20 protein-coding genes are annotated in these 24,223 nt (G+C 45.1%); 10 read left to right on the top strand and 10 right to left on the bottom strand.

Going from position 1 to position 24,223, the window contains the following annotated elements; translation table 11 throughout:
• Positions 1–91: 91 nt before the first annotated feature.
• A complete protein-coding gene (locus C825_RS25565; protein ID WP_010800648.1) occupies positions 92–2,413 on the bottom strand; it encodes a glycoside hydrolase family 20 protein in 2,322 nt (773 codons plus the stop codon).
• Between the two features lie 125 nt (positions 2,414–2,538).
• Entirely contained in the window at positions 2,539–3,369 is an 831-nt protein-coding gene (locus tag C825_RS25560; RefSeq protein ID WP_010800647.1) for an MBL fold metallo-hydrolase, read from the bottom strand.
• A 95-nt stretch (positions 3,370–3,464) separates the two neighbouring features.
• Here C825_RS25560 and C825_RS25555 point away from each other — a divergent pair, with 95 nt between their 5' ends.
• From C825_RS25555 to C825_RS25540, 4 genes are all read left to right on the top strand, one after another.
• Positions 3,465–4,391: a Mur ligase family protein gene (locus C825_RS25555; protein ID WP_044215151.1), complete on the top strand. Its 927-nt coding sequence runs from the start codon at positions 3,465–3,467 to the stop codon at positions 4,389–4,391.
• Positions 4,388–4,936 carry a DUF4924 family protein gene (locus C825_RS25550; RefSeq protein WP_010800645.1) on the top strand — a complete coding sequence of 183 codons (549 nt, stop codon included), beginning with the start codon at positions 4,388–4,390 and terminating at the stop codon, positions 4,934–4,936. Before C825_RS25555 ends, C825_RS25550 begins: the two co-directional genes overlap by 4 nt.
• A 4-nt stretch (positions 4,937–4,940) precedes the next feature.
• Complete coding sequence (rfbD, locus tag C825_RS25545; RefSeq protein WP_010800644.1) at positions 4,941–5,801, top strand: dTDP-4-dehydrorhamnose reductase; 861 nt, start codon at positions 4,941–4,943, stop codon at positions 5,799–5,801.
• An 86-nt stretch (positions 5,802–5,887) separates the two neighbouring features.
• A complete protein-coding gene (locus C825_RS25540) occupies positions 5,888–7,468 on the top strand; it encodes a peptide chain release factor 3 (RefSeq protein ID WP_010800643.1) in 1,581 nt (526 codons plus the stop codon).
• An 869-nt stretch (positions 7,469–8,337) separates the two neighbouring features.
• Here C825_RS25540 and C825_RS25535 read toward each other — a convergent pair.
• The 5 genes from C825_RS25535 to C825_RS25515 all read right to left on the bottom strand — a co-directional run bounded on the left by C825_RS25535 (position 8,338) and on the right by C825_RS25515 (position 12,871).
• The gene (locus tag C825_RS25535) at positions 8,338–9,030 is read right to left on the bottom strand and encodes a YjjG family noncanonical pyrimidine nucleotidase (RefSeq protein WP_173012325.1); all 693 of its coding nucleotides are present in this window, start codon (positions 9,028–9,030) and stop codon (positions 8,338–8,340) included.
• Entirely contained in the window at positions 9,030–9,902 is an 873-nt protein-coding gene (locus tag C825_RS25530; protein ID WP_010800641.1) for a Cbp1 family collagen-binding glycoprotein adhesin, read from the bottom strand. The genes C825_RS25535 and C825_RS25530 overlap by 1 nt, the downstream gene beginning before the upstream one ends.
• Positions 9,903–9,921: 19 nt before the next feature.
• Entirely contained in the window at positions 9,922–10,626 is a 705-nt protein-coding gene (gene rsmI, locus C825_RS25525) for a 16S rRNA (cytidine(1402)-2'-O)-methyltransferase (RefSeq protein ID WP_009859710.1), read from the bottom strand.
• A 13-nt stretch (positions 10,627–10,639) separates the two neighbouring features.
• Complete coding sequence (locus C825_RS25520; RefSeq protein WP_010800640.1) at positions 10,640–11,326, bottom strand: DUF8457 domain-containing protein; 687 nt, start codon at positions 11,324–11,326, stop codon at positions 10,640–10,642.
• 129 nt (positions 11,327–11,455) lie between these two features.
• Complete coding sequence (locus tag C825_RS25515) at positions 11,456–12,871, bottom strand: ATP-dependent DNA helicase (RefSeq protein WP_010800639.1); 1,416 nt, start codon at positions 12,869–12,871, stop codon at positions 11,456–11,458.
• Positions 12,872–12,965: 94 nt separating this feature from the next.
• On the opposite strand from C825_RS25515, the gene C825_RS25510 reads away from it, so the two are divergent.
• From C825_RS25510 to rsmD, 3 genes are read left to right on the top strand one after another with little or no spacing between them, the layout of a single operon-like run.
• Positions 12,966–13,592 carry a hypothetical protein gene (locus C825_RS25510; RefSeq protein WP_010800638.1) on the top strand — a complete coding sequence of 209 codons (627 nt, stop codon included), beginning with the start codon at positions 12,966–12,968 and terminating at the stop codon, positions 13,590–13,592.
• A gap of 10 nt (positions 13,593–13,602) precedes the next feature.
• A complete protein-coding gene (locus C825_RS25505; RefSeq protein WP_009859706.1) occupies positions 13,603–14,430 on the top strand; it encodes a DUF3822 family protein in 828 nt (275 codons plus the stop codon).
• Entirely contained in the window at positions 14,418–14,966 is a 549-nt protein-coding gene (gene rsmD, locus C825_RS25500; RefSeq protein WP_010800637.1) for a 16S rRNA (guanine(966)-N(2))-methyltransferase RsmD, read from the top strand. The genes C825_RS25505 and rsmD overlap by 13 nt, the downstream gene beginning before the upstream one ends.
• On the opposite strand, the gene cls is transcribed toward rsmD, so the two are convergent.
• Entirely contained in the window at positions 14,963–16,402 is a 1,440-nt protein-coding gene (cls, locus tag C825_RS25495) for a cardiolipin synthase (RefSeq protein ID WP_010800636.1), read from the bottom strand. The genes rsmD and cls overlap by 4 nt on opposite strands.
• 96 nt (positions 16,403–16,498) lie before the next feature.
• Between cls and C825_RS25490 the strand changes: the two genes are divergently transcribed.
• Both C825_RS25490 and C825_RS25485 read left to right on the top strand, forming a co-directional pair.
• Positions 16,499–17,092: a rhomboid family intramembrane serine protease gene (locus tag C825_RS25490; protein WP_010800635.1), complete on the top strand. Its 594-nt coding sequence runs from the start codon at positions 16,499–16,501 to the stop codon at positions 17,090–17,092.
• A 107-nt stretch (positions 17,093–17,199) separates the two neighbouring features.
• A complete protein-coding gene (locus tag C825_RS25485) occupies positions 17,200–18,486 on the top strand; it encodes a Gfo/Idh/MocA family protein (protein WP_009859702.1) in 1,287 nt (428 codons plus the stop codon).
• Positions 18,487–18,576: 90 nt separating this feature from the next.
• On the opposite strand, the gene C825_RS25480 is transcribed toward C825_RS25485, so the two are convergent.
• Entirely contained in the window at positions 18,577–21,378 is a 2,802-nt protein-coding gene (locus tag C825_RS25480) for a TonB-dependent receptor (protein ID WP_044215152.1), read from the bottom strand.
• A 731-nt stretch (positions 21,379–22,109) separates the two neighbouring features.
• Positions 22,110–22,673: an RNA polymerase sigma-70 factor gene (locus C825_RS25475; protein ID WP_010800633.1), complete on the bottom strand. Its 564-nt coding sequence runs from the start codon at positions 22,671–22,673 to the stop codon at positions 22,110–22,112.
• Between the two features lie 164 nt (positions 22,674–22,837).
• On the opposite strand from C825_RS25475, the gene C825_RS25470 reads away from it, so the two are divergent.
• Positions 22,838–23,896, top strand: a complete 1,059-nt coding sequence (locus tag C825_RS25470) for a FecR family protein (protein ID WP_010800632.1) — start codon at positions 22,838–22,840, stop codon at positions 23,894–23,896.
• Positions 23,897–24,223 lie beyond the last annotated feature (327 nt).

Below are 24,223 nucleotides of genomic sequence, written 5' to 3'. Positions count from 1 at the left end.
CCTGTATAATTTGAAGTAAAAAAGCCGTCTGAAAGACTTACTGTCGGAAAGAGGTAAGTCTTTTAGACGGCTTTAATGTTGATGTTTTACCCTATTGAATAATAATTTCGTCTACGAACAGATAGGCCGGATTACCTGCGCCGCCATGCCATGCCGGCAGTTTGTCACTTTTGATTATCACTTCCACGTAACGGGCTTTTACCGGATCGAAGGTAATTTCCTGCGGATAGATGCCATCCTTATCGGTTTGTTTCAGGGACGGGATTGTTTTGGATACCACTTCCCTGAAGTTCTTACCGTCTTCGGATACCTTTACGGTAACTCCGGCAGCCCCCATGATCCAGTCGCCTTTAACCACATTGGTATTGAAAGCCACCTTGCTGATTTCGACCGGCTGTTTCAGGTCGATCGCCGCATCCAGGTCTTTTCCCTGGAAGCCCAGCCAACGGCCGGTTTTGTAATTTGTATCACCGGTCAGGCCGTCCGTCATTTCAGGACCACCTTTGAAATCGTATCCTTTACTCGGAGCAACACGCAAAGTAACGGGTTTTGCCGTCGATTTGCTGAAATTGATTTTTTCAGAGAATACGCGGCTGTTGCCTGTCGGACGAACGACAACGGCTTTTATGGTTGCGTTTTCCTTGATCTTTACGGGAGCTTCATATTTATTGCTTGCGCTTGTCGGTTCGCTGCCGTCGAGTGTGTAGTAGATATCACCGTCACCCAGGGTAGAGAGAGTTACGACGACTTCGCTGTTCTCCGTATCGGTGGTGAATTCTGCGTGAATGTCAAAGATATTCTTGGCATAGTTGTAACCCAGGCGGTCATACAGTTTTGTCATACGGACCAGGCGGGGTAGGAAACTCTGGTATTCTTTCTTGCTCGGGTCGGTCCACTGCACTTCGGCAAGGGCTGCCATACGCGGCATAACCATGTATTCAACCTGTGAGAATGTCGGGATATATTCTGTCCAAAGGTTAGCTTGTACGCCGATTACATATTTCTTATATTCGTCAGGAATACCGGCAGTCGGTTCCAGTGAATAAACCCGTTCCAGCGGCAGGTAACCACCGATAGCCAACGGTTCGTTTTCTGTGTCGGTAGATTGGTAATAGTCGAAATAAAGATAGGTATTCGGTGTCATGATCACATTGTGATGTTGTTTGGCTGCCTCGATACCGCCGTCTACACCACGCCAGCTCATTACCGTCGCATTCGGAGCCAGTCCGCCTTCCAGGATTTCATCCCAGCCGATGATATGGCGTCCTTTGCTTTCCACAAATTTTTCCATGCGTGAGATCACGTAGCTTTGCAGATATTCTTCGGCGCTGTGTTTCTGGTCTCCCTTGATGCCTTCCGCTTTGATGCGTGCCTGGCATTTCGGACAGGTTTTCCAGCGTACTTTCGGACATTCATCGCCTCCGATATGGATATATTCGGACGGGAACAGGTCGATCACCTCTGACAACACATCTTCCAGGAACTGCATCGCCTTGTCGTTGCCGGCACAGATCACATCGTCGGAAATGCCCCATTGTGTCCATACTTCATACGGGCCGCCAGTACACCCTAGGTCCGGATAAGCCGCCAACGCAGCTTGCTGGTGTCCGGGCAGGTCGATCTCGGGGATGATTGTGACGAAACGTTCTTTGGCGTAGGCAATGACGTCGCGGATTTCGTCCTGAGTATAGAAACCGCCGTAAGGCTTGCCGTCATATTCGCCGGAGTTACGTCCGATCACTGTTTCTTTGCGTTGGGAACCGATTGTTGTCAGTTCCGGATATTTCTTGATCTCGATACGCCATCCCTGGTCGTCTGTCAGATGCCAATGTAACGTGTTCATATTGTGCAATGCCAATATGTCGATGTATTTCTTAATAGAATCAGCCGGGAAGAAGTGGCGCGACACATCCAGATGCATTCCGCGATAAGCGAAACGGGGATAGTCGTTGATCGTTACGGCCGGGAGTTCGATATTCATCCCTTCGGCCACTGCGGGAATCGATTTGCGTAAAGTCTGTACGCCGTAGAATACGCCGGCTTCGCTCGCACCTGCAATCTCGATACCTTCCGGAGTAACGGTCAGCCGGTAACCCTCAGGGTTGGAGATACTTTTGTCGACCGACAGATGGATCGGCTTGGAACTCTTGTCGGTCCCCACTTTCGGAGCATAGCCGGTTGCTTCCTTAATATAAGAAGCCAGGAACTCGCCAGCCTGTTTCAGTAAGTCATTTCCTTCCGGGTAAATGATGGAAGTAGAAGGCGTTAACACAAAAGAGCTTCCATTGACCATGGAAACTTCCTGCGGAAGAGGGATGATGCCGTAATCGCCTTTCGCGATTTTACCATCGGAACATGCCATCATTCCGGCAAAAGCTGCACACAACAGCGTTAGTTTGCTTAGTTTATTCATGCGTTATTAAAAGTTATAAATGATAATGTCTTTTTCATATATCTTATGATCTGTAACAGATTGTTTCCAAAGATAGTGATTTATTTTATTTCTGAAATGAATCCGGATGGTAATCGGTAAACTTACTATATTTCTATCGTTTTATCTTTCTTGAAAAAGTCGTTGACTTTCTTTACCGTACTGCATCTGGTATAAGCATCATGACAGTAAATAAGGACTTGACCTTCCCTGGCGGCTTCTTCCAGCATGCGGACTTTTTCCTGATAAGAAGTGACCGGGAAGGTATCGTAAGCCGAAATCCACTCCGGTGAAACACTGGCTGCCAGGGGAATCACGTCTCCGGCAAAGACGAAAGTCTGTCCGGGAGTATGGATATATGGAACGATCTGCCCCGGCGTATGTCCGTCGAAGAGGCGCAGGTCGATGTCCGGACAAAGTTCCGTGTCGGTATCGATGAGGCGCAGTTGTCCGTTGTCGGCTATCGCCTTCATGTTTTCTATGAAGTAAGAATCTTTTTCCAGTGTGTTCGGATGCAGGAAATTATCCCATTGCTTGCGGCTGACCCAGTATGTCGCGTTGGGAAAGGCCGGATAGATTTCTCCCGTCTCTTCATTTTTTAAGGTTGAATAACCGCAATGGTCAAAATGCAGGTGGGTGAGGACAACGTCCGTCACTAGTCCGGGTGAGATGCCGCGCTTATGTAATTCTTCCCCCAGATCGACCAGGTCGAAGAAATTATAATAGCTCAGTTGCCGGAGATGTTTCGTGCCTGCTCCGTTGTCGATAAGGATCACTTTTTCGGGAACGTTTGATACAAGCAGGCTCCTCATTGCCAGGACGCAGCCGTTGGTTTCGTTGCTGGGGTAACGCCGGCTCCAGGCAGTTTTCGGAATCGCTCCGAACATGGCGCCGCCGTCTGCATAAAAGTAGCCCGTATCGATTATCTGTATATCCATTTCACTTTTTTTGTGTCAAAGATAAGCATGTTTTTTCTATTCCTTATATGTTGATGCTTGATGAAAATGTGTACATTTGCGACAAATTCAAAGTGATGCGAAAAGTTCATTTAATCTCCGTAACCGAACCTCTTGTGCTTGACCTGGCTTTGGCTATTCATGAGAAGGGATATGATGTGAGTGTTTCCGGCAATGGTATAACAGAAGATGTGATAGCAAAGCTGCACGCTGCCGGTTGTACTTGCCATGGAAACGGTTGGTTTCCGGAGAGATTAACAAAGGATAATAATTTTGTCGTTCTGGGTGCCACTGTCAAACAGGATAATCCGGAACTGATAAGAGCTAAGGAATTAGGGTTATTAATTCTCTCTATACCTGAATTTATTTTTCAGCGGACCAAAGAGAAGACACGGGTAGTTGTTGCGGGAAGCCGCGGAAAGAAAACAATTATCTCGATGATCATTCGTGCCCTTCAACGGCAGAAGCTGGCTTTCGACTATGCATTGACCAGCGAGATTCCTTTGTTGCCGAATCGTGTACATATGAGTTATGAAGCACGCATCGCCCTGATCGAAGGTGATGAACATGTTACGTCTGCTTTGGAGAAACGTTTCCAGCTGGAGTTTTTCCGTCCCCATATCGCGATATTGACCAATCTGTCATGGACGCCGGATACCGACCATCCCACTCCGGATGCTTATTATGATACGTTCAGGAACTTCACGACCCTGATCGAACGTGAAGGCAAACTGATCTATTTTGAAGGCGACCCGGCTGTGAAGCAGCTGGCAGAGGAAGTGCGCGAGGATATTACAGCTATCTCTTACGGCGAACATTCTGTGATCGAGAAAGACGGGGCGACGTTCCTCCAGACCCGTTACGGGGATTTCCCGATACATGTCCCGGACAGTTATTTCCTGACAAACCTCAATGCTGCACGTCTGGCATGCCGTCAGTTAGGTGTTAAAGATGCTGATTTCTATCGGGCGATATCCGAATATAGTGTATCTTTGCAACCATGATTGTAGCGAAGCAAAAAAGAAAAGAAAATATAGCCGAGTATCTGTTATACATGTGGCAGGTGGAAGACCTGATACGTGCCAACCAGTTTGACATCGATTCGATCCGTCGTACGGTGATCGCCCAATACGACCAGCCGGACGATGTGAAGGAAGAAATAGCCGGATGGTATGAGGAACTGATTGAGATGATGCGTAGCGAAGGTGTCAAGGAAAAAGGACATATCCAGTTGAACAAGAATGTCATCATAGCCTTGACCGACCTGCATCTGCGGCTGCTTAAATCTACGAAAGAAATGGTTTACGGGGCGGCCTACTATAAAACGCTCCCTTATATAGTGCAACTCCGCGCAAAATCCGGGGGAGAGGACTTACCTGAACTGGAGACCTGTTTTAATGCAATCTATGGCTATCTGCTTCTCCGTATGCAGGGAAAAACCGTCAGTCCGGAAACGCAGGAAGCGATCAAACAGATCAGTTCTTTTCTGGCCCTCCTTGCCGAAAAGTATCGTGAAGATATGAACGGAGAATTGAAATTAGAAGATTAATGACATGAAAACAATTCTGGTAACCGGTGCCAATGGGCAACTGGGTAATTCGATTCGTTTGTTAGCCGGCAAATATTCCGGATATAATTTCCTGTTTACAGATGTCGACACGTTGGACATTACCGATCCTGCTGCTGTGCGGGCGGTGGTAAAGGACAACGGAGTGAACTATATATTGAACTGTGCCGCCTATACGGCCGTCGATAAGGCGGAAGACGACGAGGCCCTGTGCCGCCGCATCAATACTTTTGCTGTCGGTGTGTTGGGTAAAGCGGCACATGAGGCGGGAGCTAAGATGATTCACGTCTCTACCGATTATGTATTTAGTGGAACAAACTGTCGTCCTTATGTGGAGACCGATGTCACCCGGCCTGTTTCGGCTTACGGCCGGACTAAATTGGCCGGTGAGGAGATTTTACAGGAAGTTTGTCCCGATGCGGTGATTATCCGTACCGCCTGGTTATATTCGGAGTTCGGGAATAATTTCGTGAAGACCGTGCTTCGTCTGGGAAAAGAACGGGATGAGCTCGGTTTCGTATTCGACCAGATCGGGACACCGACTTATGCAGGCGACCTGGCAGCAGCCATTCTCACGGTGGTTGACTCTGGCGAGCGGGATGCCTTTGTGCCGGGGATTTATCATTTTTCCGACGAAGGTGTTTGCAGCTGGTATGATTTTACGGTGAAAATCCTTGAGGTGGCCGGAATAGAATGCCGCGTCCGTCCGATCGAAACGAAAGATTACCCGACAAAGGCGGTCCGTCCTCCTTATAGTGTGTTGAATAAGAAGAAGATAAAAGAAACATACGGCATTGTTATCCCACATTGGGAAGAGAGTCTCCGCGTTTGCATGGAGAAACTGTAGGTTGTTGATAACCCTGTTGATATGTTGATAAGTATGTTGAAAACCCTGTTCATAACCCTGTTTGAAATAAAATAAACGATATAAAAATGAGTCAGTATTCAGAAGAGATTAAAAGAAGAAGAACGTTTGCTATTGTCAGCCACCCGGATGCCGGTAAGACCACATTGACGGAAAAACTACTGTTGTTCGGTGGCGCGATCCATGTGGCAGGAGCTGTTAAGTCCAACAAGATCAAGAAGACGGCGACCTCCGACTGGATGGAAATAGAAAAACAACGTGGAATCTCCGTTGCAACCTCTGTGATGGCTTTCGACTATGACGACCATAAAGTAAATATCCTCGATACCCCGGGCCACCAGGACTTCGCCGAAGATACTTTCCGTACGTTAACAGCCGTAGACAGTGTAATTATTGTAATCGACATTGCCAAAGGTGTGGAAGCCCAGACCCGTAAGTTGATGGAAGTCTGCCGTATGCGCAAGACACCGGTGATCGTGTTTGTCAACAAAATGGACCGTGACGGTAAAGATCCTTTCGACCTTCTGGATGAGATAGAAGAAGAATTGCAGATAAAGGTACGCCCTCTGAGCTGGCCGATCGATATGGGACAGCGTTTCAAAGGGGTATATAATATATATGAACAGAAACTCGACCTCTATACGCCGAGCAAACAGTATGTGACGGAAAAGATCGAGTTCAACGATATCAACAGTCCGGAGCTGGAAAACCATATCGGCGATACGCTGGCAGAAAAGTTGCGTGCGGACATCGAGTTGATCGAAGGCGTTTATCCGGAGTTCGATGTGGATACGTATCTGAAAGGGGATATCGCACCTGTCTTTTTCGGCTCTGCCCTGAACAACTTCGGTGTGAAGGAGTTGCTGGATTGCTTTATCAAGATTGCCCCGTCTCCCCGTCCTATTCAGGCGGTGGAACGTGTGGTTGAACCGGAAGAGGATAGCTTCACCGGCTTTATCTTTAAGATACATGCCAATATGGACCCGAACCATCGTAGTTGTATCGCTTTCGTAAAGATCTGTTCCGGTCGTTTCGAGCGTAACGCTCCTTATAAACATGTCCGTTTCGGCAAACAATTGCGTTTCAGTAGCCCGACTGCTTTTATGGCGCAGAAGAAGGAGACGGTGGACGAGGCTTTTGCCGGCGATATTATCGGTTTGCCGGATACCGGGAATTTCAAGATCGGCGATACGCTGACTTCGGGCGAGGAGCTTCATTTCAAGGGATTGCCCAGCTTCTCTCCGGAAATGTTCAAATACATTGAAAATGCCGACCCGATGAAGGCCAAGCAATTGAACAAAGGTATCGAGCAGTTGATGGACGAAGGTGTGGCACAGCTTTTCACCAATCAGTTCAACGGCCGCAAGATTATCGGTACGGTAGGGCAGTTGCAGTTTGAGGTTATCCAGTACCGCCTGCTGCATGAATACGGCGCACAATGTAAATGGGAACCGATCAGCCTGTACAAAGCCTGTTGGATCGAGAGTGACAATCCTGTTGCTTTAGAGAATTTCAAGAAACGTAAATCCCAGTATATGGCGCTCGACAAAGAAGGGCGCGACGTTTATCTGGCCGATTCCGGCTATGTGCTGACCATGGCACAGCAGGATTTCCCGGATATCAGGTTCCATTTTACGTCGGAATTCTGATAAGGAACGTGTCCGGTTTTGCCGCTTTCCACCATAAATTGGGGGATTGGGATTCATTCAAAATTTATCAGAATTGAACTATCTAATTATTGACTGGTTGTAACTGGCTCCCCTCTTGAGAGGGGGAAGGGGGTGTGTTATAGTTTCGCCCTATAACTAGCTTTAACACACCCCTTATCCCCTCTCAAGAGGGGAATTGGTTACTCCCGGCACTATTAAGCAGATAGTTCATATTTTTCTATATTTGAACCTTTTTCAATAAGGTTTTTCAGCGAATCAACTATCATACTGTCATAAATGGATGTAATGTGTTTATTATTAATCTATTAGTGTGTGATGGTTGAAAGCCATAACTATCATATCATCTATCATACCCTCATTTTATCCAGGCATATGATACATATTTAACAAAATCATCGCTCTTTTACCTCCCGAAAAATCACTGTAAAGAAGAGTATTCTGCATCTCATATTGCTCTTCCCTGCTTAATAATTTCTCAAAAACAATAGACTAATTTTCCGGGAATACTTGCTTTTTGTTTTTAAGACGCCCGTTTCGACCTGTTTTACACCCGGATGTCGACGATGCTCAGACCCGGGTGTAAAGGTTATCGAGACCCGGGTGTCAGGCAACATAAATAACTATACTGTTGAAAATAAGCAATATACTTAGCAGAGAAAGACTGTTATGTATCAGGTTTCAAGACAAGGTTATGACGGTTTATGACAGTTAAATGATAGTTGAAAATGCTAACTGTCATGGTGTAATGTGTTGATTGCATGTGCGTTAAAAGATAATATGATAGTATGATAGTTCATTTTGATAATACAATTGGATTATCTGCTCTTCCTCCCCTTTAGGTATTCTATTTACAAAAGTGTTTTTATCTCTTCCAGTCTGCTGACCGTATAGGTCGGGGTAAACTCCTGGGGCGGCAGTCCCTGCGGGTTGAACCAGAGTTGGTCGATCCGCGATTGGCGGGCACCGAATATGTCGGCCTCGAAGCAGTCGCCGATCATCAGCGTCTCGTTGCGGCGGGAGTTGGTATTGATCAGGGCAAAGTCGAAGATGCCCTTGTGCGGTTTCTGGATACCAGCGTCTTCCGACAGGATCATCCGCTTGAAATAAGGCGCCAGGCCGGAGTTGCGCAGTTTCTTGTCCTGCACTTCGCGGAAGCCGTTCGACAGGATATACAGGCGGTAGGAAGGGCGAAGATATTCCAGCAGTTCGATTGCTCCGGGAACCAGCCGTGTCTTGGTGGTCGTGCGCCTGAGGAAATCATTGTTGACGGCCAGTACCGCCTGGGTATCTTCGATGCCCATCGGGCGCAGCATATAACGGAAGCGGTCGATGATAAGCGTCTGCCTGTCGATCTCTCCCGCACGGTATTGCTTCCAAAGCAGCTCGTTGTGCGGCCAATAGATAGCAAAGAAAGCCTCGAAGGAGGCATAATACCGGTCAAAGTGGTGATCGGTATAAAGCTCTTCGAGGCATTCTTTATTATTATGGTACGTATCCCAAAGGGTATCGTCCAGATCTATAAAGAGGTTTTTGTATTTCATCATCCTACTTCGATCACCAGGTATTTGCCCAGGCTCCAGAATGTTTTCGGGTCTGTGATATTCAGTGTCAGGTTGCCGTCTTCGTCTTTCACGAATTCGTAAGAACCTTCCGGATGGTTGGATTTCAGTTTAGCCTTTGCAGCAAACAACGGAATTTCCTTTACTTCACGAACGTCGACAGAGATGAAGTAGTCCTTGTTGAAACCGCTCTGCAATACTTTTGATTTGGAGAAAAGACCGCCGCCGGAAAGGATTTTCTGGTCTTTCAGCTCTTTAGCCGTACCGAAGCAGTAGTAAGCCGTGTTGAGCGCCTTGTCCTGTTCGTTTAGTTTTTCAGATTGGGCGGCAGCTGTTGTAGCCAGGTTTTCCACATCTTCGTTCAACGAAGAGACCATTTCGTCCAGTTCCTGGATACGTACATTTTTCTTTGCGAGGTCTTCCTGCAAAGCGACGATCATCGTAGCTTTCTGGTCCAGTTCGGAAGAAAGGCGGCTGATTGTCTTCCGCAGGGCAGCCGATTGGATGCCGCTCTTTTTCAGCTTGTCTTCCAGCTGGCTGATCGTTTCCTTGTTCTTTTTCAATGTTTCGCTGATCAGTTGCATGTTCTGCTTGATCTGTTCGCGGTTGCTTTTGCTGAATTCACCGCCAGTCTGCTGCTGAAGGTTCAGATAGTTTTCCGCATCGCGGATAGACTGTATGTCTGCCTCTACATCATTTAATGTAGAAAGGATCTCATTCATTTCGCTGGTCGCTTTCGTATTCTCGATCTTCAGAGAATCGTTTTCGGCTTTCAGCTTTTTGTATTCGGCTGAGTTCTGTCCGCAGGAAACCAGCAATGTCGCGCAGGTACAAGCTAATAATAACTTCTTCATGTTCTTTTTGTTTTTTGAGTTAAACATCTTTTTCTGTCTCTTTTTCCTTTTTATCTTTTAAGCCTGCTAATACAATAACAATCTCACCTCTCGGATCGTTCACGGTAAAATGTGCTATAACCTCTTCCAGGGTTCCGCGGACGGTCTCTTCGTGCAGCTTGGATATTTCGCGCGACACGGATACTTGTCGGTCGGTTCCGAAGAATTCGGCTAGTTGGGTTAGCGTCTTTACCAGTCGGAAAGGTGATTCGTAAAAAATGATCGTCCTGTATTCGACGGCCAACTCCTTCAGGCGGGTCTGACGACCTTTCTTCTGGGGAAGGAATCCTTCGAAACAAAACTTTTCGTTCGGTAGCCCGGAGGCCACGAGGGCCGGAACAAATGCGGTTGCTCCCGGCAGACATTCCACGTCGACACCCTGCCGCACACATTCCCTGACGAGCATAAAGCCCGGGTCGGAGATGGCCGGTGTCCCGGCGTCGGATACGAGTGCGATGTTTTCGCCGCCTTTGATGCGGGAAGCGATCTGCTCCACAGTCTTATGTTCGTTGAACTTGTGGTGCGACTGCATCTTGTTCTGTATCTCAAAATGTTTCAGCAGAATACCGGTCGTGCGGGTGTCTTCGGCCAGGATCAGGTCGGCTTCCTTCAGCACACGGATGGCCCGGAAGGTCATGTCTTCCAGGTTTCCTACGGGAGTCGGTACAACTGTTAACTTTGCCATAATTTTCAATTCTTCAGAGGAATCGTTTTTCCAATAGCTTGATGAAGTCGGCTACGGCTTCATCTTCTATGTTCCATTTCAGTTCGTTATTCAGGTAGGTTACCGATTCTTCATACGAATGGATATCGTTGAGGTCGGTAATCGCCTTGTTCATTTTCTCTTCATTGCCACCGAACAGTTCGCGACGGAAACGGAAGCGGTCGTTCAGGCTGAATGCCTTGCGGAAGTCGGACAGGTTTTTCTTCTCCAGAATGTCACTCAGGAAAACACTTTGCTTTTCCGAAGTGACGGATTTATGGGGAGGTTCGGACTGCTCGGTGACGATTTCCGTCTTTTCGATGATGACTTCCTGCACGGGTTCCATCTTTGGCTCCGGGACGATCACGGGTTCTGCGACCGGCTCTTCTTTTACTTCCGGTTCTTTTACTTCCGGTTTGTATTCTTCGGGAGCGGGTGCCGCGGTGGCAACCGGGTTCGGAAGTGACTGTATCAATGCCTGATGGGCTTCCATTTGTTTACGTAACATTTCAATCTGTGCAGTCTCCAGCGAATGAAGGTCATTCAGTATTTTATGTGTCAGATTGAATGTCTGGCTAAAGAAGGATACCGGATATACTTCTGCGTCGCGCATACCGGCTATCAACGTCTCCAGTTCCTTGATATCAAGTAACAGATAATCTATTTTTTCTTTATTTGCCATTCCTTTATTTTAATTTGCAAGAGGCGTTGTGTCCCAAAAGGCACTATTTGCGACCTCTCTGTCTTATATTGCAGCAAAAATAACTATTTCTATTTATGTAACGTACTTAATATGTGAAAAAGTGTGCTGTCACTCAACAAATTCATCCGGTAAATTAACCAGATACAGCCGATGGGTGGCACGGGTGAAAGCGGTATAGAGCCACCGGTAGAAATCTTCTCCCAGCATTTCTTCCGTCATATATCCGATATCGAGGAAGACGTTCATCCATTGTCCGCCCTGTGCCTTGTGGCAGGTGATGGCATAGGCATATTTTACCTGCACTACATTGTAATGCGGATCGGCTTTCATCTTCTTCATTTTTCCGGCCTTGGTGGGGACATCGTCATAATCTTCCAGAATGGTGAAGAACAGCTTGTCGTTTAGCTCTTTCGGCAGGGCAGGGGTGTCGGTCTGTAGGGTGTCGAGCAGTATCTTTATATCCAGTTCCAGGTCGTAATCCTGAAAGCGGACGGTTACATCGGCAAAACGGAAGCCGTAAAGCTCGGTCGTCCGTCTGACGCGGAGTATCTGTACGATTTCGCCGTTGGCGATGAAGTCCATTTCCTTGCAGTCGCTGGTCCAGTAATAATTGTTTTTGGCAACCATTAAGCGGTCGCCGGCCGATAATTCCTCTTCCCGGTACAGTATCCGGTTGCGGATGCCGTTATTGTAGATGGTGGCTCGTTTGTTGGAGCGCGTGATGATCATTGTTTCTTCGATCCCGTCATGGCTGTAGGCCGATGATATTTCCTCGATCAGTTCATCCCCGTTGACCTTTCTGAAGTCGGCGAAACCTTTCAACTGAAGTTTAGGATAGATTTCTACGGTGTTATTCCGCAGCGCATCCCGCAAACGGGTTGCATTGAGCAGAATACCCGAATCGCCGCTTTGCCTTACGACCTGTGTCAGGGTGATTTCCTGTACTTGCAGGTTGTATCCTCTGAGTATTTCCGGGTTGAGTGCCGGGCTTTCGGTCTGCATGACAGGCGGCAACTGGGCCACGTCGCCCATCAGGATCAGGCGGCAGTTTTCCCCCGAATAGACGTATTGTATCAGGTCGTCGAGCAGCCGTCCCGTCCCGAAAGAAATCGAGTCGATTCCGTCATTGGAAATCATGGATGCTTCATCAACAATAAATAACGTATCTTTATGTAAATTATCAGCAGGCATGAACCCGGTCGGCTCGTTGGAGAATGCCTTCTGGCGGTAAATCTTTTTATGGATCGTATAAGCCTTTTGCCCCGAATAGTTCGAAAAAACCTTAGCTGCCCTGCCGGTTGGAGCCAACAGAAATGTTTTTTGTTGCAGTTCGTTCAGAGTTTTGACCAGGGCACCGACCAACGACGTTTTTCCGGTTCCTGCGTATCCTTTCAGCAACAGGAGTGTGTCCGATTCCACCGAAAGCAGAAAATCCGTGAGCGTTTTTAATGCAGAAAACTGGTCTTCTGTCGGATTATGTGGGAAATTTTGCGTAATTTGGCGGCTTAAATAACTATTTATCATTTTGATTGCAATAATTTTGGTGATAAAGGTAGTGTATTAAATATTCTTTTTTAAATTTGCCGAACGAAATAAATTCAAAAAAACAATACAAACCATGAAAGTTACATTAAAGATTTTATTAGCTGCTGCAGTTCTCCTGCTAGTTTACATTTGCTACAGAAGCATCATGACGCCGATCGAATTCAATGAAGCAAAAGATGCGCGTGAAAGTCTTATTAAAGCTCGTCTGATCGATATTCGTAAAGCTCAGATCGAGTACAAGAATGTGTATAAGACTCATGCTGGTAGTTTCAATGACTTGGTTAAGTTCCTGAAGGAAGATAAGCTTCCGTTCTTGATCAAGGAAGGTGTTTTGACTGACGAGCAGCTGGAAAAAGGTATGACAGAGAAAGAAGCTGTGAAGAAAGGTTTGATCCGACGTGATACTATCTGGGTCCTGGCAAAAGATACATTGTTCGGTGCCAGCTACAATGCTGATGATCTGGCCAATGTTCCGGGAACAAGCGTTAAGTTCTCTATGGATACAGCTACACTGACTTCCGGTTCCGGTTATACTGTAAAAGTATTTGAAGCAGGCGTTAAGTATGACGATTATCTGGGTGACCTGGACAAACAGTTGGTTGTAAACCTGAAGGACAAGGCTGAAAAGCTGGAAAAATATCCGGGTTTACGTGTTGGTTCACTGACTGAAATTAATAACAACGCAGGTAACTGGGAATAATCAATTGCTTATGACTATCAGTATTCCTGATACGTTGACTGCTGATAATTCTGGAAAATACATAATGTCCATCCGGCTTAGGTCGGATGGACTTTCTTTTTCAGGATACAGCCCTTCGGAGAGCGAGACTTTCTTTTACAGAAACGTGGAGTTCGACCGGACGAAGCCTTATGTCTCTTCCCTGAAAGAGTTTTTCTTTGAGCACGAGTTTATGACTTATTCGTATAGGCGGACGAACCTGGTTTGTGTTACGCCGCAGTATACGGTGGTGCCGGAGGAAGTCTTTACGGACAAGCAGAAAACGGATCTGCTGTCGTTTACGTTTTCTGCCCCGGAGAATAAATGTCTGCATAATTTGCTGACACGTGAGGCGGCGGAGGTCGTGTTCGGCATGGATGAAGAGGTGTATGAGTTTTGTTCCCGCTCGCTGATCAATCCGTCGTTTATCCACCATATGACTCCCCAGCTGGCTTTATGGAAACAGCAGAGCCGTATGTTGATCCCCCGGCAATTGTATGTAGTGCTGCATCGGAAGATGATGGACGTGGTTTGTTTTGCGCAGGGGAAACTACTTTTTGTCAATACGTTTGAGTATGATAAGCCGGATGATATCCTGTACTATATATTATATGTATGGAAACAGGTCGGCATGGATCAGGAGAGGGACCAGCTTCATATCTATGGAGGTGTCTCCCTGCGTAACAGCATAACAACTACGTTACGTAATTATATACAATATATCAGTCCGGCCGAGATACCGTCGGATGCTTATTTGTTGGGTGCCGAGGTTGTTCAGGCCCCGTTGGATTTAATAGCTTTATCTGTATGCGAATTATAAGCGGAATATATGGCCGGAGGCGTTTTGACGTACCGTCATCTTTCAGTGCACGGCCGACTACTGACTTTGCGAAAGAGAATCTCTTTAATGTGATCAACAACCTGACCGACCTGGAAAGTGCCGATGCGCTGGACTTGTTTGCCGGAACGGGGAGTATCTCTTTCGAACTGCTGTCGAGAGAATGCAAAAGCGTGACGGCTGTCGAGAAGAACAATGCACATGCCTCTTTCATTGCAAAGGTAGCGAAAGAGTTAAAGACAGATTCGCTTCATCTGATCCGTGGCGATGTGTTCCGTTATCTTCATTCGGCACCGAAACAGGGCTTTGATTTTATCTTTGCCGATCCCCCTTATGCGCTGAAGGAACTGCCGGAGGTCCCTGCCTTGGTTTTTGAGCGTGACTTATTGCGTGACGGCGGTATCTTCGTGATGGAGCATCCGAAAACGAATGATTTCTCCCACCTACCGTATTTTGACCAGCAACGTGTATACGGTTCGGTGAATTTCAGTATTTTCATAAAAGAAGAAAAGGCTTAAAGGAGCGGCGAGAACAGGCGCATGAACGATTCGGCGAGGCGCTGTTTGATTGGCCGTTTTAGCCAGCGTGAAGGAATCAGTCGTTCGCAGCTGTGCATATCGTGCATGAACACCCGCTTCATCTGTATGGCGAAAGATGGTTGATAGACGAATGCATTTATCTCGAAATTGTGTTCGAAGCTCCGGAAGTCCATATTGGCCGATCCGATGCAGGCAAGCGCATCGTCGATTATCATCAGTTTGGAATGGAGGAATCCAGGCTCATAGAAATATACTTTCACACCAGCCTTCACCATCTCATCGATAAAAGAGTGTGTCGCCATATTGGCGCTGCGGGTATCCGAGCGTTTGGGTAACATAAGGCGTACATCGATACCTCCCAACGCTGCGATCAGCAGTGCCTGGTTCAATCCTTCGGTCGGAAGGAAATAAGGGGTTTGTATATAAATGTACTTTTTGGCATTAGCGATGGCAAAGATATAGGCCTGCAACAGTGTGCGCCATTGCCCGACCGGACCACTGGTTGCTATCTGCATAATATTGTCGTCATGGTATATCGGAGTCAGGGGATAATATATTTTGTCATTCAGCAATTTCTTACTGATGACATACCAGTCGATCAGGAAAGCGGACTGGAGGCCGTGTACTCCTTTTCCTATTATCCTGAAATGAGTATCGCGCCAGATACCCCATTCCGTACCTTTCTCATAGCGATCGGCAATATTCATACCGCCCATATAGCCGATCTGCCCGTCTATAACGACAATCTTCCGGTGCTTCCGGTAGTTCACTTTGCTGGTGAAGACCGGGAATGCTACTTTCAGGAAGGCATATACCTCAATTCCGGCTTCCTGCATTTCGTCGAAGAAACTGTTTTTTACGTTCCAGCAGCCTACGTCATCGTATAAAACCCGCACCTGGACCCCCTCTTTTGCCTTTGCAATCAGGGCGTCTTTGAACCGTGTCCCGACTTCATCGTCACAAAAGATATAATATTGAAAGTGGATATGATGTTTTGCCTTTTGTATATCGTCCAGTAGATCCTTGAATTTGTCAGCTCCGTTCGTATATATTTTAATCTCGCTGCCATAGAGCAGGGAAGACTGATTGTTGTTACTCAGCAATGTGACTAACGGTTGGTACGGACCGGGGACAGTACAGGCGTCCTGCGGAAGTTTGCCTTCCTGCGGTCGTTTCATAATACGTTTGTAGGTTCTTCGGGAGATGATACGCTGTTTTCGGTTGTCCTGTCCGAAGAAGAAATAGAACAGCAGGCCGATACCCGGAGCCAGCAACAATACGATGACCCAGGGAATGGTTTTTAACGGATTTCTGTTTTCCGCTATAATAACCAGAACTAGTCCCAGGATGGTGACGGAGTATAATATAATGAATATTACCCCAACGACCCATTGTATGTGTATGGCTGCCAGCATTCTTTTTATATTTTGTTACAGGTTGATAAAGGTAGTAAGGTAATTTGTAAATAACAAATCTTTACTACATTTGCCGGATATATCAAATAAAAGAAGATGATTACATATATTATTATAGGTATAACCGTTTTAGTGTCTTATCTCTGTTTCAATAATGCGGAATTGTTCCGTAAGCTGGCGTTGATCCCCTACCGCACGGTAAAGAATAATGAATGGTACCGATTGATAACGCATGGTTTCGTTCATGCGGATATGACGCACCTGTTAGTCAATATGTTTACGTTCTGGTCGTTCGGAACCTATATAGAAAAGGTTTTTGGTTACTTGGGTTTCGGAACCTGGGGATTTCTGGGACTTTATTTCGGAGGGATGATCTTTGCTTCCATTTATGACCTGGTAAAACATCATAATGATCCTTATTATGTCTCCATTGGAGCATCGGGAGCCGTATCGGCGATTCTGTTTTCCTATATATTGTTCGACCCCTGGAGTAAAATATTACTGTTTGCGATCATTCCTGTACCGGGAATTATCTTTGGAGTAGTTTACCTGGCTTATTGTCAATATATGGCTAAACGTGCGGGAGACAATATCAACCACAATGCCCATTTTTACGGGGCGGTATATGGTTTTCTGTTCCCGGCTTTACTTAATCCTTCATTGATAAAAGCCTTCCTGTCTCACTTTTAAACGGAATATTTTCTATATATATTCGTGTTCAAGTGTTTGTATTTTAAGGTATTATTTATAGATTTGTGGAAATATCTCAATTTCTCTAATACCATAATGCAGACATAATGAAAAGAAGAAACTTCATCAGGAGTGGGGCACTGGCCCTTGCCGGCTTCACTATTTTACCCCGTCACATTTTAGGTGGAACGAATTTTGTCGCTCCCAGCGATCAGATAAATCTCGGGATTATCGGCTGCGGGGCACAGGGACGCTGGACGTTAGCTCCCGAGTTTGCCCGCCGTGCGAATCTGATTGCAGCATCCGACTGTGAATCCCGCCAGTTGAATGCCATGCAGGCAATTGTCGAAAAAGAAACCGAAAAGGCAAAAGGACAGGCCTATAAAGGTTTTAAATTGTATGCCGACTATCATGAACTACTGAACCGCAGCGATATCGACGGTGTGATTATTGCCACACCGGATCACTGGCATGCGGTACAGACTATTGAAGCCTGCCGTGCCGGAAAAGATGTATATGTGGAGAAGCCCATGTCGCACAGTATCGAGGAAGGACGTGCCATGGCCGATGCCGTTAAGAAATATAACCGGGTATTGCAGGTCGGCAACATGCAACGTTCATGGCGAAACTTCCGCCATGCCTGTGAACTGGTCCGTAATGGGTATATCGGTGAGATAAAAGAAGTAAAAGTTTCCATCGGACCTCCTCCTGTTAAATATGATCTTCCTGCGCAACCGGTTCCCAAGACGCTGGACTGGGAAATGTGGATCGGGCCGGCTCCCATGAATGTATATAATGAGGAACTGGCTCCGCCTATGGAGCGGAATATGTTCCCGAACTGGCGTAATTACCGGGAATACGGTGGTGGTATGATCTGTGACTGGGGTGCCCACATGTTTGACATAGCCCAATGGGCTTTGGGCATGGACGATTCCGGTCCGATTGAGTTTACTCCTCCTGAGGAAGGAGAACTGAAACCGCTTAGCATGCGTTATGCCAACGGAACAGTAATGACACATGAGCCTTTCCGTAAGGCGGATGGAAATGCAGTCCGCTTTATCGGTTCGGACGGTGTGATCGATATCAGCCGTAGTTTTCTGGATACGATACCTGCCAAACTACAGGATGAAGTGATCGGTGATGACAAGATCAAATTGTATAAGAGCGACGATCATTACAATGATTTCCTCACAGCAATGAAGACTCGCAAACAGCCGCTTAGTACCGTTGAGATCGGACATCGTACGGCTTCGCTTTGCCATATCGTAAATCTTTGTTACGAGTTTGACCGCAAACTGGTGTGGAATCCGGAAAAAGAAGAATTTTTCTTTGACGACGAAGCTAACAGACGAAGAGGAAATCCGATACGCGAACCGTATAGCCTGAAAGTGTAGCTATATATAATAATGTATAGGAAAAACGGTAGCGGCGATAAAAGTTTATGAAGACTTTTACTGCCGCTATCTCTTTTATTCAGCCCTTGTTTAGAACCGTGGAGGAGGACCGCCCGGTCCGCCATGGCCTCTGCCACCCGGTCCGCGCATATCGCTTGCAGATGCTCCCCCTTTAAAGATGCTGAACCGGTAAATGAAGTGAACCATGAAGTAACTACTCAGCGTATTATATTCCGAATATTGTGTATAGTCAGCTGTTACGCTCTGAGAGATATTACTGCGTTGTTGCAGGATATCATAAATTTTGAAACGCAATGTCGCCTGTTTTCCTTTCAGGAAAGATTTGGATGCGGATGCATTCCATAAAACTTCCTTCTGTTGGTATCCGGCTGCGTAACCGGAGTTGGCCGACCAGGTTATGTCACTTTCAATCTTGAAATCGAGTGGAAGATAAATGGTAGTAGTTCCTCCCACGCCATAATTGTAAATATTCTGGTCGTTCTGGTTTTGCAAAGAGTTCTTAGTCCCACTATAACGGAAGTTTCCGTTTACTCCCAGGTCGATATAATCCGAACGAAAATCGATACCGGCACGTTCCATGGCCGAATAATTCTTGTTCGTATTTTTCTTTTCGTTAATGAAACCGTTTGAATTGGCGAATGAAGCCATTGTCATCGAGTTAACGGAGAACTTTCTGTTCTTCAGCGGCGTGTTGAACATGACGCGGAAATTGCCGTTATAGTTCCCGTTGACATTATCATAAGTCGTCATTTTCTTTCCCGATTCCCCAACATATATAGATTTGGTAACGATGGCGTTGACAACATAGTTGGCATTCAACATCAACATGAGAGCTGTCTGCTTTTCCGGAACAAATTTCTGGTAACGGGCAGAGAAGTTATTTGAATAAGTCGGTTTCAAATCCGGATTACCGGTGATGGTGTTCAGCGGGTCGGAGATGTCGGCTACTGGTTGCAGTTGAGTCATCGACGGCTGGCTGGTACGACCGCGATAGTTAATGCGCAGGTTAGTTCGTTTATCGAACCGGTAGTTGAACCGAACCATCGGCGACAGGTTGACAACGTTGCGCGTCAGCTTTGAAAGGGTCGTATCGCCTACAAAATTCTCACTTACACTGTGCGAAGGCTCCAGGTTCATACCGATGGTATAATCATATTTTTCCCGGACAGCCTTAAAGGCCAGGCTTGCCTGCTGGTTGATGAAGTTATTGCGGTAACTTTTGCTGTATGCAGTGTCCAGTACATTATAATCTTCGCTGTCTTCTCCTCTTACATAAGAGTTTTTCAGGGATTCCTGTTTATTCTGGCTGATACTGTAGGTTGCCTGGATGAAGTTATTATGCCCGATCGGCTCGACCCATGATAAATAAACGCGGTAGTTAAACCCTTTGTTATCATATCTGAATTGCTGGTCGATCAGTTCATCCTGGTTATTTCCCATGAAATATTCTGTGTTCGAATAATTCAGTCCTTTGTTGTAGGAATCGCTGAGCCCTCCGGTTAAAGAACCGCTGAAGACACGCCCTTCGTCATTCAGCTTACGGCTGAACTCCAGTCGTGCATTCAGGTTGTAACCTTCACCATCGGATACGTAATCGGATTCTCCGAGGTTGACCGTATCGCCTCGGTTTGTCAGTGTGTTGAACGAACCGAACTCCCGGTTATGACTGTTGCTATAACTGAAACTAGGCTGGAAAATGATCTGGGTTGCCGAGTCAGGCTTCCATTCCATGCGGAAATCGGCACCGACGTTATCGCTTTTCGTGTTTTTATTATTTATTTCATTGTAAATAGTAGAACTGTCATTCGGCAAAATATTTGTCCGGTTGATTTTACTGTTCGCTTCATTGTCGGAATGTGAATAACGGACATTACCTCCCAGGGTCATTTTAGAGTTGAATTCTTTGCTGAAGTTCAGACCTACGTTTCCGGAGGTGGTGATACCGTTGCCGGCTCCTCCCGACCGTCCGCCCCGTCGTCCTCCCATACCGGAGAACATGTTGGAGGCAATATCGGAGAATCCCATATTGTTCGTGTTATTGATACCTCCCATAAGTGTGAACTGGTCGTTGTTGATAAACCGGTTCACCATGAAATTACCTTCATACCGATCCTCGCTTCCATAGCCAGCAAAGGCATTACCGAACCATCCCTGCTTCATTCCCGGCTTGACAGTCAGGTTGATCACGGTTTCTTCATCCCCGTCATCGAATCCGGTCATCCGTGCCATATCGCTCAGGCGGTCCAGCACTTGTACTTTTTCCACCATTTTAGAGGGCAGGTTTTTGGAAGCTACTTTGGGGTCGTCGGAGAAAAATTCTTTTCCGTCTATCAATACTTTCTTGACTTCTTTTCCATTGACGGTAATCTTTCCTTCGCTGTCAACTTCCACGCCGGGCATCTTTTTCAGCAGGTCTTCCAAGACAGCCCCTTCGGTTGTCTTGTAAGAGTCAGCGTTGTATTCGACCGTGTCGTTGCGAACGACCACTTCCGGAGCCTTGCCGATCACGACGGCTTCACCCAGCTGGATAGCTCCGTCGCTGAGTGCTAATTTACCTAATTTGACAGGATTTGTTTTTCCGGTGATACGGATGGGTTGATATAAAGGATCGAATCCCACAAAGCTGACATGCAATAAATAACTGCCGGCTTTAATACCTTTCAGTGTAAAATTACCATTACGCGAACTGGCTACACCGCCAACCATCGTGCTGTCTTTTACATTCAACAAGCGTACTGTTGCCTGTTCGATTGGCTCATTGCTTCCATCTTCTACCACCGTTCCGGTGATGTCAACTCCACCCTGCTGCGCAAATGCCGGCAAAGAAAAGAGGATAAAAAATAACCATAATAAGTACCTTCCCAATTTCATAACTAATGTATTATCTGTATCTAACAAACATTTTCCCGGACTGGTTTCCGGGTACGAGAAGATAGACACGACGAAGGTTATTAAGTTTAAAAATATATGTGATGATTTTGATTTATTAACGAAAACATTTGTCAGCAAATTGACAGATGAAAATCCCAAACTGCCGGAATATCAAAATGCTATATCAAGTGGCTGGTGAAGGAGCTGTATAAGACTGATGGAGGAGATGCTGCTTTTTATACAAACCTCGGAGGGGGTGAAGATGTTATAATGCTCTTGATGGTGAAGTAATTCTGCCATAATAGGAAATTAAAAAGGATATATGAATCCTTTTTCTGAAATAAATGATGATTGTTTGATATAACGATATTTTAACTGCGCACTGTTTTTGAATCGTTCTGGAGAAAAAAACTGTTCGTAAACATACAATTCGGGGCTTGAAAAGTCCTTTTGAGATTGTTAATTAACATCTATTTGCATTGTTTTTTGCCTATAATAAATCTTCATTTCGTTTAAAATGAAAAAAATCTCGTTTTAAACGAGATGGAAATTCCTTTAAAATGAACTGGGAACTGGATGGTAAGAATGATTGTTGTTAATTATTGTGAAAATGAATTTTCTGGGAGATGAGATTTGAAAAATTCACGTGTTATGATAAAATCTATTTCTGTAACATATTGACGTAATATGGTTGTGTTTTGACTTCTTTTGTCAAATCTCTTTTCTCTTTTTCAGGAAGGAAATCCGAATAAAAAAGAAAGCAGTGGCAAATAATCCTTTAGTCTGACACGAAGTATTTTCAACGCTTGGCTGATTCTGTATTCAACGGTTTTGACGGATACGCCGAGTTTAGTAGCTATCTGAGTATTCGTGAGTTCCCCGAAACGGCTTAAAGCGAAGGTGTCGCGGTAGGTGTCAGGAAGTTCTTTAATAGCTTTGTTAATGTGTTCAGTCAGTTCATTTATAAAATAGTAATCAGGATCTTCAAACTGATCTTTAAGTTTGTCATATATATGGTTGTGTATTCGTTCGTGATATAGTTGTTTATTAATAGCATTCAGGCAACGGTGTTTGGTTGAGATGAAAAGATAGGATTTCAGGGAGGTTTCTATTATAAGGCTTTTCCTTGTTTCCCAAATGAACAGCATCAGATCCTGCACTAACTCTTCAGAATCTTCGTCGGAAATATACTGGGAGGCATATTCGCATAGTGGGGAATAGTATTTTAGAAAAAGCTGTTTATAAGCGTTCTTATCACTATTTTGTAACAAATTCAGAATCTGATCATCATTCATGGAGTTGTATTGTTTGTCTGTTGTGGTATCTCGAATCTATAAGCAAATGTAAATTGTTTCTTTATACATACAAAATATTTTATACGATTTACTAATTACTTTTTTTGAAAAAAGTAGAATATGAGTTTAGGGTACTGTACCTGTAGTTTTGTCGTATATATAGAATGGAAAAAGAAAATAGACATATTATCAGTAATGAGCCGGATGAAGCCGTCCTTTTGAGATATATATCGGAAACCGCTTCGGAAGAGGAAAAAATCTGGGTTGACGGTTGGTTAAGGGATGATGAAGCCAGGGAGAACGTTTTATTGCAGTTGGCTACAATAGATCATGCCTTTCGCACGAAAAAGAGAATAGCATCCCGTAATTCGCTGGAGGCTTTTTGTAAAGTGGAAAGGCGTATTAAACGTTTGCAGAGAAAAAACTGGATAAATCGCACTTATCTGGCAGCAGCCTGCTTTTTGGGTATCTTGATCTTATCCACTACAATATCTTATTGGAGGCAAAAAGGAACTGGGGATGAGGCACAGATAGTAACAGTTCAGGCGAATGCAGGTATGCGTACGCATTTTAACCTGCCGGATGGGACCGTCGCTTATTTGAATTCAGGAAGTGTACTTTCATATCCGTTGCATTATGATAAAAAAGAAAGGCGGGTAACGCTTACAGGTGAGGCTTATTTTAAAGTTACGCATAATCCGGAGCAACCGTTTATAGTGAGTGTGGCTAATGACCGGATGCGTGTTAAAGTGTTGGGGACGGAATTTAACTTGCAGTCTTATAACAATGAAAGTATAGTACAAACGACATTGGTTAGTGGGGCTGTACATATAGAAGCTGTAAAAAATGGTGATATAGTGTCTAATATTAAACTAAAGCCTTCGGAAAGGGCTGTCTATGATATTTCTTCCGGTTCTGTTTCTATAGCTACTGTAAATACGGAGTACGATACGGCCTGGAAAGAGGGGCGTTTAATGTTTAAAGACGTGCCGATACCACAGGTTTTGAAGAAGTTGTCTTATTTTTATAATGTGAGGTTTGATGTAAAGGATTCTGTGATCAATACTTATCGTTTTACCGGAACATTTGAAAATAAACAATTGTCGCAAATCTTGGACTACTTGAAAATTTCTTCGCAAATAGATTATACAATTAAGCAAATGACATCGGATGATAGTTCGGGGATTCAAAATGAGACTGTCACTCTGAAGAAAATGAGATAGTGTTAAATCTGAATGTTTAACTTAAAATATATGCCTATGAAGTAATACAGGATTATTGTAAGCCTTATTGAAAACATACGGAAATATGCTGGTAACATATTCCCGTATGAAAATTCGAAAGGTCTTTGGAGACAAATCAAACATTTTTTTTAATCTTAAATCACTGCAAAAGTATGGTAAAGATTTATTATTTCCAATATAAAGGGAATATTAGTGCCTTTATATTACAATCTAAAATCACAAGAATCATGAAGTTAACCAGTCTATTGCTTTTTTTGTCAATCGGATTAGCTTGGGCATCGAATTCATATGCACAAAAGGCTATAC

This window comes from Parabacteroides sp. ASF519 (assembly GCF_000364265.2).
In the GTDB taxonomy this organism is placed as follows: domain Bacteria; phylum Bacteroidota; class Bacteroidia; order Bacteroidales; family Tannerellaceae; genus Parabacteroides; species Parabacteroides goldsteinii.
Note: the sequence above shows the minus strand (reverse complement) of the source record. Positions and strands in the feature narration are given on the sequence as shown.

What these genes read in the sequence shown, in the direction of transcription:
- C825_RS25565 (WP_010800648.1), bottom strand. Translation starts at nt 2,413, where the DNA reads ATGAATAAACTAAGCAAACTAACGCTGTTGTGTGCAGCTTTTGCCGGA.
- C825_RS25560 (WP_010800647.1), bottom strand. Translation starts at nt 3,369, where the DNA reads ATGGATATACAGATAATCGATACGGGCTACTTTTATGCAGACGGCGGC.
- C825_RS25555 (WP_044215151.1), top strand. Translation starts at nt 3,465, where the DNA reads ATGCGAAAAGTTCATTTAATCTCCGTAACCGAACCTCTTGTGCTTGAC.
- C825_RS25550 (WP_010800645.1), top strand. Translation starts at nt 4,388, where the DNA reads ATGATTGTAGCGAAGCAAAAAAGAAAAGAAAATATAGCCGAGTATCTG.
- rfbD (WP_010800644.1), top strand. Translation starts at nt 4,941, where the DNA reads ATGAAAACAATTCTGGTAACCGGTGCCAATGGGCAACTGGGTAATTCG.
- C825_RS25540 (WP_010800643.1), top strand. Translation starts at nt 5,888, where the DNA reads ATGAGTCAGTATTCAGAAGAGATTAAAAGAAGAAGAACGTTTGCTATT.
- C825_RS25535 (WP_173012325.1), bottom strand. Translation starts at nt 9,030, where the DNA reads ATGAAATACAAAAACCTCTTTATAGATCTGGACGATACCCTTTGGGAT.
- C825_RS25530 (WP_010800641.1), bottom strand. Translation starts at nt 9,902, where the DNA reads ATGAAGAAGTTATTATTAGCTTGTACCTGCGCGACATTGCTGGTTTCC.
- rsmI (WP_009859710.1), bottom strand. Translation starts at nt 10,626, where the DNA reads ATGGCAAAGTTAACAGTTGTACCGACTCCCGTAGGAAACCTGGAAGAC.
- C825_RS25520 (WP_010800640.1), bottom strand. Translation starts at nt 11,326, where the DNA reads ATGGCAAATAAAGAAAAAATAGATTATCTGTTACTTGATATCAAGGAA.
- C825_RS25515 (WP_010800639.1), bottom strand. Translation starts at nt 12,871, where the DNA reads ATGATAAATAGTTATTTAAGCCGCCAAATTACGCAAAATTTCCCACAT.
- C825_RS25510 (WP_010800638.1), top strand. Translation starts at nt 12,966, where the DNA reads ATGAAAGTTACATTAAAGATTTTATTAGCTGCTGCAGTTCTCCTGCTA.
- C825_RS25505 (WP_009859706.1), top strand. Translation starts at nt 13,603, where the DNA reads ATGACTATCAGTATTCCTGATACGTTGACTGCTGATAATTCTGGAAAA.
- rsmD (WP_010800637.1), top strand. Translation starts at nt 14,418, where the DNA reads ATGCGAATTATAAGCGGAATATATGGCCGGAGGCGTTTTGACGTACCG.
- cls (WP_010800636.1), bottom strand. Translation starts at nt 16,402, where the DNA reads ATGCTGGCAGCCATACACATACAATGGGTCGTTGGGGTAATATTCATT.
- C825_RS25490 (WP_010800635.1), top strand. Translation starts at nt 16,499, where the DNA reads ATGATTACATATATTATTATAGGTATAACCGTTTTAGTGTCTTATCTC.
- C825_RS25485 (WP_009859702.1), top strand. Translation starts at nt 17,200, where the DNA reads ATGAAAAGAAGAAACTTCATCAGGAGTGGGGCACTGGCCCTTGCCGGC.
- C825_RS25480 (WP_044215152.1), bottom strand. Translation starts at nt 21,378, where the DNA reads ATGAAATTGGGAAGGTACTTATTATGGTTATTTTTTATCCTCTTTTCT.
- C825_RS25475 (WP_010800633.1), bottom strand. Translation starts at nt 22,673, where the DNA reads ATGAATGATGATCAGATTCTGAATTTGTTACAAAATAGTGATAAGAAC.
- C825_RS25470 (WP_010800632.1), top strand. Translation starts at nt 22,838, where the DNA reads ATGGAAAAAGAAAATAGACATATTATCAGTAATGAGCCGGATGAAGCC.